This is a genomic window from Pseudomonas sp. MWU16-30323 (assembly GCF_020515595.1).
GTDB classification, from domain to species: domain Bacteria; phylum Pseudomonadota; class Gammaproteobacteria; order Pseudomonadales; family Pseudomonadaceae; genus Aquipseudomonas; species Aquipseudomonas yamanorum.
Window position 1 is genome coordinate 485457 of the sequence record NZ_JAIWYM010000001.1, and the last position, 14154, is coordinate 499610.

Annotated in this window: 13 protein-coding genes; 5 read left to right on the forward strand and 8 right to left on the reverse strand. The window is 53.5% G+C overall.

Annotated elements, in window-relative coordinates; translation table 11 throughout:
* Positions 1-32: 32 nt before the first annotated feature.
* The 5 genes from LIY45_RS02310 to LIY45_RS02330 form a co-directional block, all read right to left on the reverse strand.
* Positions 33-245 (reverse strand): tail protein X, encoded by a 213-nt coding sequence (locus tag LIY45_RS02310; protein ID WP_017477259.1) that lies wholly within the window; start codon positions 243-245, stop codon positions 33-35.
* On the reverse strand, positions 245-706 hold the full coding sequence (locus LIY45_RS02315) for a head completion/stabilization protein (RefSeq protein WP_178902643.1): 462 nt from the start codon (positions 704-706) through the stop codon (positions 245-247). Before LIY45_RS02315 ends, LIY45_RS02310 begins: the two co-directional genes overlap by 1 nt.
* A gap of 103 nt (positions 707-809) precedes the next feature.
* The gene (locus LIY45_RS02320; RefSeq protein ID WP_226475179.1) at positions 810-1511 is read right to left on the reverse strand and encodes a terminase endonuclease subunit; all 702 of its coding nucleotides are present in this window, start codon (positions 1509-1511) and stop codon (positions 810-812) included.
* A 4-nt stretch (positions 1512-1515) separates the two neighbouring features.
* Positions 1516-2538: a phage major capsid protein, P2 family gene (locus LIY45_RS02325; protein ID WP_226475180.1), complete on the reverse strand. Its 1023-nt coding sequence runs from the start codon at positions 2536-2538 to the stop codon at positions 1516-1518.
* 40 nt (positions 2539-2578) lie between these two features.
* Complete coding sequence (locus tag LIY45_RS02330; RefSeq protein WP_226475181.1) at positions 2579-3409, reverse strand: GPO family capsid scaffolding protein; 831 nt, start codon at positions 3407-3409, stop codon at positions 2579-2581.
* Between the two features lie 154 nt (positions 3410-3563).
* Here LIY45_RS02330 and LIY45_RS02335 point away from each other — a divergent pair, with 154 nt between their 5' ends.
* From LIY45_RS02335 to LIY45_RS02345, 3 genes are all read left to right on the forward strand, one after another.
* Positions 3564-5321: a terminase ATPase subunit family protein gene (locus LIY45_RS02335; RefSeq protein ID WP_046035102.1), complete on the forward strand. Its 1758-nt coding sequence runs from the start codon at positions 3564-3566 to the stop codon at positions 5319-5321.
* A complete protein-coding gene (locus tag LIY45_RS02340; protein ID WP_226475182.1) occupies positions 5321-6370 on the forward strand; it encodes a phage portal protein in 1050 nt (349 codons plus the stop codon). The genes LIY45_RS02335 and LIY45_RS02340 overlap by 1 nt, the downstream gene beginning before the upstream one ends.
* 159 nt (positions 6371-6529) lie before the next feature.
* On the forward strand, positions 6530-7324 hold the full coding sequence (locus LIY45_RS02345) for a DNA adenine methylase (RefSeq protein WP_226475183.1): 795 nt from the start codon (positions 6530-6532) through the stop codon (positions 7322-7324).
* Between the two features lie 78 nt (positions 7325-7402).
* On the opposite strand, the gene LIY45_RS02350 is transcribed toward LIY45_RS02345, so the two are convergent.
* Genes LIY45_RS02350 through LIY45_RS02360 form a run of 3 tightly spaced genes read right to left on the reverse strand, consistent with a single transcriptional unit; the run spans position 7403 to position 9815 of the window.
* Positions 7403-8737, reverse strand: a complete 1335-nt coding sequence (locus LIY45_RS02350; RefSeq protein WP_226475184.1) for a P-loop NTPase fold protein — start codon at positions 8735-8737, stop codon at positions 7403-7405.
* Between the two features lie 33 nt (positions 8738-8770).
* Complete coding sequence (locus LIY45_RS02355; protein ID WP_226475265.1) at positions 8771-9448, reverse strand: SOS response-associated peptidase family protein; 678 nt, start codon at positions 9446-9448, stop codon at positions 8771-8773.
* 28 nt (positions 9449-9476) lie between these two features.
* A complete protein-coding gene (locus LIY45_RS02360; protein WP_226475185.1) occupies positions 9477-9815 on the reverse strand; it encodes a hypothetical protein in 339 nt (112 codons plus the stop codon).
* Positions 9816-11073: 1258 nt separating this feature from the next.
* Here LIY45_RS02360 and LIY45_RS02365 point away from each other — a divergent pair.
* Both LIY45_RS02365 and LIY45_RS02370 read left to right on the forward strand, forming a co-directional pair.
* Positions 11074-12165, forward strand: coding sequence for a DNA cytosine methyltransferase (locus LIY45_RS02365; protein WP_226475186.1), 1092 nt, complete (start codon positions 11074-11076; stop codon positions 12163-12165).
* A 12-nt stretch (positions 12166-12177) separates the two neighbouring features.
* Positions 12178-14154 carry an ATP-binding protein gene (locus LIY45_RS02370; protein ID WP_226475187.1) on the forward strand — a complete coding sequence of 659 codons (1977 nt, stop codon included), beginning with the start codon at positions 12178-12180 and terminating at the stop codon, positions 14152-14154.

The window sequence follows — 14154 nt, forward strand, 5'->3', positions numbered from 1 at the left end:
GTTGGTGGGTTCAAGGGCTTGGTGCTGCGGTGTCAGTCCCATAGGTTCACCATCTGCCGCTGGGGCGCGCTGGTTTGGACTTCGGGCATGTTGACGACAAGGCCTTGCGGCAGGATTGGGCCGTGGTCGGCCAGGCCTGGGTTCGCTTCAAGTACTGCCTCGGTGACGCCAGCAGTGCGGCCGTAGTGGCGCCAGCAGAGGGCGTCGACGGTGTCGTTCTGATTGGCGCGGACGGCGACAGGCATCAGATCAGCTCCACGGTGGTGCGGCTGCGGCCGAGGAAGTCGCGCACAGCCCAGCGCAAGTCGCGGCGGTAGTCGTCGATGTTGGGGGTAAGCTCTTCAGCTTTTTGGCTACCGGCATTGGTGGCGCTGTAGTCGCGGTAACGCTCGCAGACTTCGGCTCCGGTGCCGGCTTCGATCGCGCGGCGATAGAGATGAACCTTTACCGACACGTCTTTGATGCGGTCACCCGGAACTTCGGCCAGAGTGTTGTAGCCCGCAGCCTGTTGGGTCGTTCGCCATTCGCTCAGTTCGTTATTTAGATTGATCGCGGCGGCGATCACGGCAGTCTCCAGACGAGCCGGAGTGACGCTGGCGTCGATGCGCAAGGTGGAGCGTAAACCGTCTAAGTCAATCGACGGCCAGAATGGGTCGGTGTTGATGTGGCCGCTGTCGACGGTGCCGCTGGCAACAAATGCGCTCATGACTGCACTCGAAAAATAGGTCGCCGGTGGTCGGGGCTTCACGTTCAGGAGGAGCGGCCTGGCCGATCCGCCCCGAGCCGGCGGGGTGCGTGGGGACGCTCGGTTAGCTGCTGGTGGCAGCGTGCTTTTTCAGGAGGCGTTCTGCGCCATCCAAATCTTTCTTACCGCCGCAGCCGTCGTGCAGTTCGATGGCGCGTTTGAGCAGGTCAGTGCCAGCCTGGATCTGTCCAGGCTGGCCTGGCTCTTCGGCGGTGATGCCATCCAACGTCGCGCGGCCGGTTGCCAGGTACAGCTTGGCGCGGGCCTGGTCGGGCATGTCTTCGGCGTCGGTCAGTTCGACGGTGCGGTGCAAGATGCTCAGGTCGAAACTGCCATTGGCCTTTTGCGATTTCAGCGCGGCCGTGGCGATTTCTTCCGCCACCAGGCAACCGGTGGTGCGTTCGAAACGGTCCGGCATGATCAGCTTGTGCTTGAGCACGTAGTCGGCGATGTCCAGGGCACCGCTGTAGTCCTCGACGTCAATGCGCCAGACCATGACGGTGGTTAAGACGTCGTCCTGAGCACCGTTGCCCGATGCAAGTACTCCCTCGACATACGGGATGTACTCGGGCAACAACTGTGCCTTGAGTGCAGCCTTGCCCTCGTTGGACTGGATGGCTTTCAGGCGCAACCGGTCTTGCAGCAACTGATTCAACTGATGCTCATAAGCGGTCGCACCAGTCATGGATTGCTGCGGTGCTGTTTTCGCTGCTTCCATGGCCGCGCGAGCGCGGCGTTGGTGGGCTTGGGCGATGCTGAGTGCCATGGGATTAACCCTCGCCGCCGGCGTCTTCGACTGGGGTGATGTTTTCCAGCAGGCAACCCAGGCCGTATTCCTCGACCACGTACGCCTCGTTCGACGATTCGAAGTTGCTGACGCGGTTCCACTCCGGCTCTTCCTTGAGGTAGCGGCGGCGCCCGCCGATCTGCCAGTACACCGATAGGTTGGCGAAGGTAGTGATGAGGATCGTGCCTTCGGGGATGTACGGCACCTCGTACAGCGGCAAGCCCCCGACGCGGCGTTGCGAGATGATCAGATCGCTGGCCAGGGTGTTGGTCGAGTCCTGGTCCTTGTTGACCAAGGCCAGGAACTTGTCGTGGACCAGTTCGCGTCCTGTCAGCACCACCAACCCTGGATTGCGGCGGTACCAAGGGTCGAGCAACTGGATGGCGTCGTAGACAAGTGCGTCGATGTTCTTGAAGTCGCCGGTTTTGCCAATGGTGATCTTGCCGGCGACGGCACCTTCCTTCAGCACGCGGTCGGGCGCGTGGGTGCGGTACTGCTGGAGCCAGCCGATGTTGACGTCTTCCAACAGCGGGTGCGCGGTGCGGTCGGTCTGCTCGGCAGCCGAGGTGCCGTAGAAACCGATCTGGATACGGTCGAGCGCCTGACGTTGGGCGATGGCGCTGGACAGGCGGGTTTGGAAGTCCGGGAACTTGGCCCAGGCGTCGAGCTGTTTGTAACTGACGAAGGTATCGAAGTCGGTCTGCTCGGCCTTGTACTTATCGCTCGACAGAGTGCCGATGCTGCGCGGCTCACGTTTTTTGACGTTGGTGTTGGTACGGCTGGCAACGGTGCCGCCCACGCCCAGTCCGACCTTTTCGCCTTCCTGTTCATCAACGCCGATGACGTTGACCTTGGTCAGGAACTCGCTCGACTCCTGAATCTTGGTTTCCAGGCGCTGCTGGATGGTTGGGTCGACGCTGAATGTGGCAGTGGCCGATTCAACGCCGTTGAGCAGTGCGACCTGACTGAGGTAGCCGGTGAAGAGTTTTCGAGTGTCGTTACGCATGGGTGTCTCCGATGGTGGGCTGGGCGGTGTAGGCCGCAGGTCAGAACTCAGCCAGGGCTTGTTTGCCGCCGCCGGTTACCGGTGGTCGCTGGGTTTGGGAATGGTCTTGGGTTTTGCCGAGGGTGGTTTTCAGCTCGACCAGGTCTTTGCTGAGCTGCTCAACCTTGGTATTCAGCTCGCCGGAGAATTTCTTCTCGGCGGCGATTTGATCCGGCAGGTCTTTGACGTGGTCGGCAATCGCTTCGACGGCCTGGCCGATCTGGGCGAATTCGGCATCGTCCTTCGCCTGTTTGCCGCCGAGCAGTGCCTGCACCTTGCTGAAGAGCTGGGCGCCGAGGCTGGGTTTGTCCTCGATTTCCTCAAACTGCAACTCAGTTTCCACCGCCTCGGTGAACATCGATGTCGCGGAATAATGGCGGTCTTTGAATGGGCTGGATTCTGGCTTCTGCGCGGAGAAAGACAGTACATCTGTGCCCAGGCTGGCCGGGGAGTCGGTCACCGCCAGGCCGACGATGTAGGCCTCGCCGGTGTCCGAGAAGCTGTCGTCGATTTCGATCGAGGTGTAAATCTTCTGCTTTGCCTTGTTCATGGCGATCAGATCGGGCGTCGGCTCGACCTGGGCGAACAGGGCCAGCTTCTTCTGGCCGTTGATTTCCACTTCTTCGGTCTTGACCGCGAGCACGTCACCGTAGGCCTTGAAAGGGCTGTCGGGCAGCAGGCTGCGGAAGTGCTCCAGCCAGATGCGAGCACCATACGTGGCTGGATTGAAGTTCTTCGCCGCCTGTTCCAGCCAGCTGCGTTTGATGGTGCGCTTGTCAGAGGTAGCGCCCTCGACGGCGACGCGGAACCAATTGCTGCGGAATTTCTTCATGCGGGAATCCTCAATGCGTTGGGCGCTAAGTGCGTTGCAATGAGGGGCATGGTCGTGACGCGCGCGAGTTGCGGCAACGGGACGGGATTGTAGAGAGCGGGACTACAAGGGGCGGCGCTACTGACTCGCAGGCGCGGGCGGCAGCATCGCGGCCATGACTACGACTGAACTGCTCCCAATCGATCCCCGACGCCAATCCAAGTTCCTGTATTGGATGGGTTGGCGTATCTGCGAGATTGCCGAGGCTACGGGCGAAAAGGAAAAAACGCTACACAGCTGGAAGGCCCGCGACGAGTGGGACCGGGCGGATAACGTCGAGCGCATCGGTGGGGCGCTGGAAGCGCGTCTTGTGCAGTTGATCCTCAAGGAAGGCAAGAGCGGCGGGGACTTCAAAGAGATCGACCTGCTTCACCGGCAGTTGGAGCGACAGGCTCGCATCCAGCGCTTCCAGGGTGGCGGTACCGAAACCGAACTCAACCCCAACCTCGCAAAACGCAACGAAGGCCCGAAGAAAAAGACCCCGAAAAACGACATCAGCGAAGACCAGATCGAGCTGCTGCGCGAGGCGTTTATCGATGGATGTTTCGACTACCAGAAAGACTGGCATCGGGCGGGCAATCAGCGCACCCGCGTCATCCTCAAAAGCCGGCAGATCGGCGCCACTTACTACTTCGCACGTGAGGCGTTTATTGATGCGCTGGAAACCGGACGCAATCAGATTTTCTTGTCGGCTTCGAAGAACCAGGCCTACTTGTTCCGTGGTTACATCCAAGCGTTTGCCCGCGAGGTCATCGGCGTTGAGCTGACCGGTGATCCCATCGTGCTGCCGAACGGCGCCGAACTGTTTTTTCTCGGTACCAACGCGCGCACGGCTCAGGGCTACCACGGCAATTTCTACTTCGACGAATTCTTCTGGACGTTCAAGTTTGAGGAGCTGAACAAGGTTGCATCGGGTATGGCGATGCACAAGAAGTGGCGTAAAACCTACTTCTCGACGCCGTCGACCATGGCCCATGAGGCCTACACCTTCTGGACGGGCGAGCGCTTCAACAAGGGCAAGCCGGCGGCTCAGCACACCAAAGTCGACGTATCCCACGGGGCGCTCCAGCAGGGTAGGTTCTGCGAAGACCGGTTGTGGCGACAGATCGTCACCATCCTCGACGCGGAGCAGGGCGGTTGCGACCTGTTCGACATTGAAGAACTGCGGCGGGAGTACAGCCCGGAAGCGTTCGCCAACCTGCTCATGTGCGAATTCGTCGACGACGGCGCTAGCATTTTCCCGCTGACGGTGTTGCAGCCCTGCATGGTCGACAGCTGGGTCGAGTGGGCAGAGGACTACAAGCCGTTTGCGATGCGACCGTTCGGCGACCGCCAGGTGTGGGTGGGGTATGACCCGGCGGAAACCGGTGATTGCTCGGGTCTGGTGGTGGTCGCACCGCCTTTGGTACCTGGGGGCAAGTTCCGGGTGCTGGAGCGTCACCAATTCCGAGGCATGGACTTCGCGGCGCAGGCGAGCGTGATCAAAGCCGTCTGCGACCGCTACTGGGTGACGTACATCGGCATTGACGTCACCGGTCTGGGCAGCGGCGTGGCGCAGCTGGTGCGCCAATTCTTCCCCAATGTCACCACGTTCAGCTATTCACCTGAGGTCAAGACCCGCCTGGTGCTGAAGGCTTACGACGTGATCCACCGGGGCCGGCTTGAGTTCGACGCCGGCTGGACCGACATGGCGCAGTCGTTGATGGCGATCCGCAAGACCATCACCGCAGGCGGTCGCCAATTCACCTATACCGCCGGCCGAAACGACAACACCGGCCACGCCGACCTGGCGTGGGCGCTCTTTCACGCATTGCACAACGAACCGCTGGAGGGGCAGACCACTGCCAATACCGGGCGGATGGAGATTTTTTGATGTCGAACCGCCGCAGAAATACCAAGCAGGTAGCCCAGGCCGCCACGGTTGCAACGCAGGAGTTCATCCCGCGCAGTGACAGCAAGATGGAGGCGTTCAGCTTTGGCGATCCGTCACCAGTGTTGAGTGGCCGGGAGGTGTTTGATTATCTGGAATGCTGGTTTAACGGGCGGTGGTACGAGCCGCCGCTGTCGCTGGACGGTCTGGCACGGTCTGTGGGTTCCAGCGTGCACCTTCACTCGGGGCTGATGTTCAAGCGCAATTTGCTGAGCAAAACCTTCATTCCACACCGGCTGCTGTCGCGGGCAGCGTTCGAACAGTTCGCCCTGGACTTCCTGTGCCTGGGTAACGGCTATCTGGAGGGACGGCGCTCGATGCTCGGCCCGGTGCGCGAGCTGGTACCGCCGCTGGCGAAGTACATGCGCTCGGGCAAGGACGGCCGGCAGTTCATGGTCCAGGGATGGAAGGAGGAGCACGAGTTCGAACCCGGTACCGTTTTCCATTTGCGGGAGGCGGATCTGCACCAGGAAGTGTACGGACTGCCCGAGTGGATCAGCGCCTTGCAGTCGGCGTTGCTGAATGAGTCGGCCACGCTGTTCCGCCGCAAGTACTACGAGAACGGGAGTCACGCCGGTTTCATCCTTTACATGACCGACGCCGCGCAAAACGAAGCGGACGTCGATTCTCTTCGCAAGGCGCTCAAGGACTCCAAGGGGCCTGGCAACTTCCGCAACCTGTTCGTGTACTCACCGAATGGCAAAAAGGACGGACTGCAGATCATTCCGGTCAGTGAAGTGACGGCCAAGGACGAATTCAACTCGATCAAAAACCAGACCCGCGACGACGTGCTGGCCAGCTTGCGCATTCCGCCGCAGTTGATGGGCATCGTGCCGCAGAACGCGGGTGGGTTTGGATCGATTAGGGAGGCGGCGCAGATCTATGCGGCCAATGAGCTGGAGCCGATTCAGGCGCGGATGGCGCAGGTGAATGACTGGCTCGGGGAGGAGGTCGTGCGTTTCAAACCCTATGACATTCCCGTGGGGGCCTAAAACCCCCTGCGCAGAAAAAACGAGGCGACGAACCGGTGCGTCAACACCGGTTCGACGCTGAAACACTCGAACCAGCCGAGTGCTCCAACCAAGGCCTCGCCCCACTGCGCAGGGGGTGCGAAGCCTAAGCGAATCCAATTGTCGAAACAAGGATCACTTATGAGCACACCAATAATCCCGTGGATGGGCGGCAAGCGTCGCCTGGCAGATCGTCTTATTCCGCTGTTCCCGCCGCATGAATGTTACGTCGAGGTCTTCGCCGGCGGCGCCGCGCTTTACTTCATGCGGCCCCAGGCTGCGCCGGTTGAAGTCCTCAATGACATCAACGGCGATCTGGTGACGCTATACCGCGTGGTGCAGAACCACCTGGAGGAATTCGTGCGCCAGTTCAAGTGGGCGCTCAGCTCCCGCCAGGTGTTCGAATGGCAGAAGATGACCAGGCCGGAAACGCTCACCGACATCCAGAGGGCTGCGCGGTTTTTCTATCTGCAGCACCATGCCTTTGCCGGCAAGGTGAGCGGACAGACCTTCGGTACCGCCACCACTGGCCCTGCCATTAACCTGCTGCGGATCGAGGAGAACCTTTCTGCTGCCTGGCAACGGCTGTCGGGTACCTACGTCGAGAACCTGGGCTGGCTTGAATGCGCTGAACGGTACGACCGGCCACACACCTTCCATTACATGGATCCGCCTTACTGGCAGACTGCCGGGTATGGCGTGGACTTTCCCTTTGAAAACTACGAGCGGATGGCCGAGTTTATGCGGCGTTGCAAGGGCAAGGTGATGGTGAGTATCAACGACCACCTTGATATCCGACGTGTATTTGAGGGGTTCTACTTCGAGATGGTGGATATTCGGTACAGCACTACTAATCAGCGGCAGGGGAAGGCCGAGGTCAGCGGAGAGCTGGTGATCATGAATTGGGAACCAGCAGCGTTGGGAGGCCTTTTCTAATTTAGAAAGAGTAAAAACCTCTTTAGTCGCTTTTTGTGAGTGAATTTGGCGAGTTGATAGTGCTCGCCAAATTTTAAGTCATCTTATCGAAAAGTTTGTGAGTGATTTTACATGCCTAGTAAGTATGCCGTCGCGATGATCGCCCCACATGGATTGACCTAATCTTACGAGTTCATGGTCAGGTGGGAGCTTGTCAAACTCTGCATCCGGCATCAGACAATATTCTGCCCAAAGCATCATAACTATTAAATAGTGATCAGTTTTATTTTTATGAATAAAGTTTATCTCTTCACGTAATTGGGTAAAAGTTAATTCGCTTTTTACAATTCGTACAAATAGATCTGGCCTGATAGATTTTATGGTGCAAATCAGTATGAGGATAGGGGCCGTTGATTGTGAAGGCGATGAGAAGGAGCTAAGTGAGAGTGTGATATTTGCGAATACTTTTTCGATCTGTCGTAGTGAGAGGTTTAGATGGTTGGCGAGTCCTGATGTGAATCTGATAAAGTTTGTGTCGAGGCCGGAAGGTAGATCATGACGCGTATATAAACTCTCACAGTAAATTCTGATGTCGTTATGTTGTTCTTGTAGGCGTTTTGGAAGAGTTGCTTCTAAAGTGAGAAATTTTTGTAAGTATGTATGCGCATCAATGTTTGGTCCGTAAGTGAATTTTATTGATTCTTCAAGTTGCTTTTTATTCATTACAAGAACAAATGTAATGTTTTCTACAGAAAACAGATGTTTGACTTTTTCGAGTATTTCAACTGCGAAGGATGGGCGACATCTATCAAGTTCGTCGATTATTAATGTTAGTGGTGGGCCGTCCTCTCTGCCGGCGAGAAGGCTTGGTAAAGTGGACAAAAAATCCTTGAACGATTGAATGCTTTCTAAGTCATCTTTGTGGCTTATAAGTTTTTCTTTTATGAGGTTCTCTGCGGTGTTGCTAAAGCTGTCTGATACGTCTTTGCTTATGCTTTTCAAATCATCAATGTCGCTACCCTTTATTACTCCAAGGGTCAGCGCCTTGATTGCTATTTTTGTGCCCCACGAAAATAGTTGGGCGCCTACTTTTTTGGTTTTGTCTATAAGTTCTTTTATTATTGGGGTTGGAAGTTTTAAACTTGCGTAGTCCGTTATAGCGCTCGCAACCACCATGAACGCATCATCTGTATGATCATTGGCAAAAGCATCTATATATATGCTTGGAAGACCTTCATCTGTAAGCAAACCTTGCCACATCTTTACAAATGTGGTCTTACCTTCACCCCAACTACCGTCCAGGCCGATTACTAGAGGATCTGTCGAGTTTTTAATTATATTGGATAGTGAAACGCCGAAGCTTTTTCGCTCAAATAGATCACCCTCAAACTTTCCGTTGTTCGCTATGTTCAGGGGCGCGGCTACTAATTTCATGCTTCATCCTTGTGGCAGTGGTTAGGTGTGGTTTCAGATAGGGTTTATTAAGTTTGGCCCTTTATTACGCGTGTTTCCAACATTGATGTCAACTTTGAACCACTCAAAGCTTTCCGAAGGCTTCCCTTCAAACAATAACATTTGTTCAGCACGCTCTTTGGGCGTTGCCGGGTCCAACCATTCTCGGGCCAGTTCTGGTGTAAGCACTACCGGCCGTCGGTCGTGAATGTCCACCATGCCTCCAGTGCTGTCGGCAGTGATAATCACGAAACCGTCATCTTCAGCCGGGCCTTCATCCGCGTCCGGTAAATGGCCTATGGCCGCGCAAAGTATCGGAGCACCACCACGTTGCCGGATCAGATAAGGCTGTTTCTTGGGACCACCTTCGTCCACCCACTCAAACCAGTTGTCGATAGGTGTGATCGCGCGGTGCGGCCAGATCGCGCGGAAGAAAGGGCCGTGAGCCACCTTCTCGACGCGGGCATTGATCGGCGCTGCACGATCCTTGGCCCAGTGCGGGCGCCATCCCCATCGCACCATGTCCGCGTGCAGCAGATCACCCTGCAGGTGGAGCAGGGCGACTTGAGTTGTCGGGGCGACGTTGTACCGGTCCAGGGGCAGCTCACCCACGGAGTTCGCCAAAGCATTGGGCATGCTCAGTGCCGCAACGAAGTCGTGAATGCCGCTGTACTGGGAAAGTCTTCCGCACATGGTCAAGCCCTCAATCTGAAACCTGAGCTTAGACGATGTTTTTTGGACGAATGATGAGGCCATCAAGCAGTTCTTTCAGTTGATCGGCGCGTTTCTTGTCAGCCCTTGACGAGGTCGTCAGATCGTTGATCTGTTTGCGCATGGCGGCGGCTTCAGCGCCTCTCTCGGCGAGGTATCCACGGAACTGTGTTTTGACGGCCTCGGCCTCGGCCAGCATCTGCACCAGGCCGTGAATATCCTCCCTCGCTTTACGCAGCTGCAGGTTCAGTTCCTGGATCTCATTCTCCAGTAGGCGGGCGTGCTGTTTGTGCATTTCGAGAGGCGTGGGGATGCCAAGCCACCCGCAGGTGTCTTCGTCTATGTTCATGGGGGTGTGGTTCCGCATGCTGTATGTGCATACAGTAATCTAGCTTGGCAAATTGTGGGACTTTTGGCGACGAGCTGTAGGAGGTTGGGCAGTGGCGTGCTAAGTCGCGCAATTCGGGGAGTTGACGTGCTACAAAAGGGGCTGTGACGTGCTTCATCACCCGGCGCGCGCCGTCGTCCCCCCACCTCGCCTGCGGGCTAAATGGGTCATTTTTTCTGCACTTCTGCAACCCCCTCGCGACGGCCCAGGCTGGGCGCTTGGTTGGCGTTTTGGGAGAGGTGAAAACCTGCGGAACCCTGCGAGGGTAGGGAAATAGCTGAAGGGGTTTGGTGATGCTTGTAGGCTTTTTCAGGAAAGGCGTCGGAAAAAAGTAATTAGGAAATATGGCGTTAGGCAAGCGCCTGAAAGCCCCGGATTCGTTGGGGTTCGTGAATTACCTGGGTAAGTTATTTTTAGTAATCCTTTAAGTAATTTTTTATTAAGATGTTGATTTTAAAGGGTTTTATTGTTTTCTGATATTACCTTTAGTAGAAGTAATTGCATAACCTATTTATTACTTAGATATTACCTTTCCGCTTTACCCTCAAAGCCGCAGAAATAAAGGGGTAGGGCCGATTCTGTGGCTGAAATTGCTTGTCTTACCTATTTCCGACGCCGAACCCAAAAAACGCAATCGCTATACACGCGGCGCCTGCGCGCGCTCCTCTATGCACTCATGACGATCATGCGCAGATGCTCTCGCGCACATGGCTGTTGCCGCTTGGATGCGCTTGTCAGTCGTGTCGGGATTGGAGCGATAGAACCTTGAGCCAGGACGTCAGCATGGTGGCGTGCGCGGCCCGATTGCGGTGCAGATTTACAGGAGGGGTGGTACGAAAGTGGTACACGGTTTTCAGGCCGGCTCTGTAATGCACGGAATACGTGGCCTACAGGATTAGCAGTTCCAATCCATCATGGGGGCAACGCTGAAGCGACGGGACAGGGCTTGCGGTGGCGCTATGTCTGAGGGCATTGGGATCTGGGACGGAGATTGCGAAGGTTTGGCAGTTTATCAGGAATGGGTTAGAGGGGCTGGGGTTGATCGTGCGAGGCTAGATCAATATTAAATAAATCTGTCCCCTTTTCTTCGCTCAGAAGGTATACGCATTTGCGTGGCCGGAGAGACGTTTACAAAGGATGGCCATGGCTTAAGGCAACGATTGAGTCGTAATTTTCAGTGCGGCGGTCTCGGTGATGTCGGATTGAGTGCTTGCATTGAATGTGGTATAAAGCTGTAATTTTTGAGCGGGTTTTTTTAATGGAAGCTTCAGTCGCTAATATGGCTATAGTAAAAAATAAGACTGAAGGCAACGGCCTCTCATCTAGTTCGCATAAAGTTGTTAGTTTGTTCTGTGGCGCAGGTGGTCTTGATTTAGGTTTTACTAATGCCGGCTTTGAAGTTTGCTATGCGGCTGATTATGACTCTGCGGCAATAAAATCATATAACAGAAATCATCCTGGAGGTTTGGGTCGTGTTGTGGACCTCTTGGATACCACTGTAGAACAGCTTTGTGACGCTATAGTTGAGGTGTGTGGTGAGAGTCCAGAGATTTCCGGAATCATCGGTGGTCCTCCTTGCCAAGGCTTTTCACGTGGTAATGTAGGGCGTCATGCAGAGGATCCGCGAAATCAATTGGCTCTCAAGTATGCGGCTATCGTAAATTCTTTTTACCATAAATTCGGGTTGAAATTTTTTGTATTTGAAAACGTCCCAGAAATACGTGCTCAGAAAAATAAAGATTTTCTAGAGGGGCTGCGTGCGGAGCTGTCTCTGAACTTTGATATTTATGAGAAAGAGTTGAACGCTAGTAATTATCAAGTTGCCCAGTCACGCAGACGTTTGTTTATTGTCGGAGTCTGTAAGGCTTCTGGTGTTGGTGAGTTTGTATTTCCTGCATCATCTCCTTTGAAAGAAAAGGTTGTCAGTGATGTGATTAGTGATTTACCTGATCCTGTTTATCTATCTAGCGACTTGGTCGCGGAGTCGATTCCGTATCACCAGAACCACTGGACATCTCGACCGAAATCGAAGCGCTTTGAAACGGGGATAATGCCCGTCGGTGGCCGTTCATTTATTCAATTGGACTGGAAAAAACCAAGCAGGACGGTGGCGTATGGAAATCGTGAGATACATGTGCACCCAAATGGTAAGCGTCGTCTGAGTATTTTTGAGGCGCTGCAGTTGCAAGGTTTTCCTTTTAAGTATGTGCTTGAGGGGAATATGAGTCAGCAGGTCAAGCAAATTTCGAATGCTGTACCGCCGCCGGTAGCCGAGAAAATTGCAGAATCTATAATGGAACAAGTACTGTAAGGCAAATATGTTATGGAAGACGTAGCTGAGAACAGTAAACTATCCGAAGAGGAGATTGCTCTTCGGGAGCAGTTGTCGAAAACGAAGCTCTATGACGAGCCTGTGGTAGCTACACTGAAAACCAATGAGCGGGTTTTTGCTCGTATTACAGACGGTATTTATCGGGAGCCAGCCTCTGCAATTCGTGAGTTGATTGCGAACTCCTATGACGCAGATGCAACTGAAGTCCGAGTATTTACTGATGCCCCTCGATTTTCTCAAATAGTAGTCCGTGATAATGGTCATGGATTAGATGAGAAAACCTTAGCTCACATCATTTGTAATATTGGTGGGAGTTTAAAGAGAAGTAAGGACGGAAAGGAGCATGAGGTTACCAGTGAGGATGATAAAAATTTAAGTCCAAATGGACGACGCCTTATTGGTAAATTGGGTATCGGGCTGTTTTCGGTGTCGCAAATTACCCATCACATCGTTATAGTTTCAAAAGTTAAAGGCGCAGATAAGCGCTTGGTATGTGACATTATTCTTCGTCCTCAGTCTGAGGTTGTGGCTGAGGTTGATGAGGATACTTACGTCACAGGTAGAGCCGAAATTACCTATGTGCCAGCCGAAGATATAGAGCACTCGGGAACAGAAATTACCTTGCTGAAGGTTCGTCCTTTTGTAAGGGAGAGCTTGCAGTCCAAACTTACTTGGAATGCTATTCAGTTTCAGCGACAAGCTGAAGAGGATCCTGACGAGGTCGAGTTTGATCTTGAGGATGAGTTGAAAGAACTTCCTCGAATTCCAGATTTTCACATAGGAGAAGTGGATCCAAATGACAGCGAGCGGCTTATAACCACAGCTGTATTGCCTTGGTTGCCAGAAGATAAGCCTTTAGAAAAATTCAAGAAACTTGTGTTAGAAGTTTCTCAATTAACGGTTGATACCAAGCGCGGAAACGTAAAGCTCAAGGAAAGCATAGATTCTTACTTGAGGATGATATGGTCCATCAGTCTTTCCGTTCCGGTTAAGTATATTGAAAAGCACCCATTTGATATAAAGTCATCTGACAATGTTGATGTGTATTTAATTAGCAATGGAGGGCGCGGTAGTTCAGCTACAAAAGTTGAGCTTTCTCCAGGGGAAACACTTGAATCTAAGCTGCAGTTTTCTGCGAAGCGTACCGAGAGCGAATTGCCCTTTGTAGTGTTAATTGACGATATTGAGTTGCGCAGGCCTATTTCTATTGCAGGGGAAGCCGATAGAAAAAAAGGCCAACTTATGTTCGTTGGGAGTGCAAATCCCTCGTTGAGCAGCGTGCCTGAGAGCTATCGAGGTGGAGAGCTAGAATTTGAATATTATATGCTATGGAATCATAAAGTTGTTCCGCTAGAGCATAATGGTTGTCTGATTCGTATCAATGGTGCGACGGGCACTTTGTTTGATGCTGGCTTTCTTGAGTATCAGATATCTGAACAGACTCGCCTTAGGCAGCTAACTGGCGAGGTCTTTGCTATAAAAGGACTAGATCCGGCGCTAAATATAGATCGGGAATCTTATAATATCGCTCATCCGCATTATCAGTATTTAAAGAAGTGGATGCATAATGCACTTCGTCAGTTCATGAGTAAAAATAAAGCGCTGAGTAAGGGCGACGCTGCTGAGAAGAACAAAGCAAAAGTTGATGAAATAAAGGCTAGTATTGAATCTGTGGTTGAAAATTTTACGGATTCTAAGCCTGTTAAATTTTACTCTTCATCGAAGGGGGAGCAGCCCTCGCTTTTGGATTCTCCAGGTACAATTAGTATTGATCGCGGAGTTGTGCTTCCATCAGCTCGCTCTGTCTCCAGTACGGAGAAGGCTCGAATAGCCCTTCACGAAGATAAGCTCATTGCAGTTGCTAACATTTTAGAATCGTATGGTTTGTTGTCTAGTTTGAAGCCTGGCGAAGTAGAAAAACTCATCAGTGCAATCGGTAATATCTTTCTACTGGATGTTAAGAAATGA

What these genes read in the sequence shown, in the direction of transcription:
- LIY45_RS02330 (WP_226475181.1), bottom strand. Translation starts at nt 3,409, where the DNA reads ATGAAGAAATTCCGCAGCAATTGGTTCCGCGTCGCCGTCGAGGGCGCT.
- LIY45_RS02345 (WP_226475183.1), top strand. Translation starts at nt 6,530, where the DNA reads ATGAGCACACCAATAATCCCGTGGATGGGCGGCAAGCGTCGCCTGGCA.
- LIY45_RS02350 (WP_226475184.1), bottom strand. Translation starts at nt 8,737, where the DNA reads ATGAAATTAGTAGCCGCGCCCCTGAACATAGCGAACAACGGAAAGTTT.
- LIY45_RS02320 (WP_226475179.1), bottom strand. Translation starts at nt 1,511, where the DNA reads ATGGCACTCAGCATCGCCCAAGCCCACCAACGCCGCGCTCGCGCGGCC.
- LIY45_RS02355 (WP_226475265.1), bottom strand. Translation starts at nt 9,448, where the DNA reads ATGTGCGGAAGACTTTCCCAGTACAGCGGCATTCACGACTTCGTTGCG.
- LIY45_RS02340 (WP_226475182.1), top strand. Translation starts at nt 5,321, where the DNA reads ATGTCGAACCGCCGCAGAAATACCAAGCAGGTAGCCCAGGCCGCCACG.
- LIY45_RS02310 (WP_017477259.1), bottom strand. Translation starts at nt 245, where the DNA reads ATGCCTGTCGCCGTCCGCGCCAATCAGAACGACACCGTCGACGCCCTC.
- LIY45_RS02370 (WP_226475187.1), top strand. Translation starts at nt 12,178, where the DNA reads ATGGAAGACGTAGCTGAGAACAGTAAACTATCCGAAGAGGAGATTGCT.
- LIY45_RS02315 (WP_178902643.1), bottom strand. Translation starts at nt 706, where the DNA reads ATGAGCGCATTTGTTGCCAGCGGCACCGTCGACAGCGGCCACATCAAC.
- LIY45_RS02365 (WP_226475186.1), top strand. Translation starts at nt 11,074, where the DNA reads ATGTGGTATAAAGCTGTAATTTTTGAGCGGGTTTTTTTAATGGAAGCT.
- LIY45_RS02325 (WP_226475180.1), bottom strand. Translation starts at nt 2,538, where the DNA reads ATGCGTAACGACACTCGAAAACTCTTCACCGGCTACCTCAGTCAGGTC.
- LIY45_RS02360 (WP_226475185.1), bottom strand. Translation starts at nt 9,815, where the DNA reads ATGAACATAGACGAAGACACCTGCGGGTGGCTTGGCATCCCCACGCCT.
- LIY45_RS02335 (WP_046035102.1), top strand. Translation starts at nt 3,564, where the DNA reads ATGACTACGACTGAACTGCTCCCAATCGATCCCCGACGCCAATCCAAG.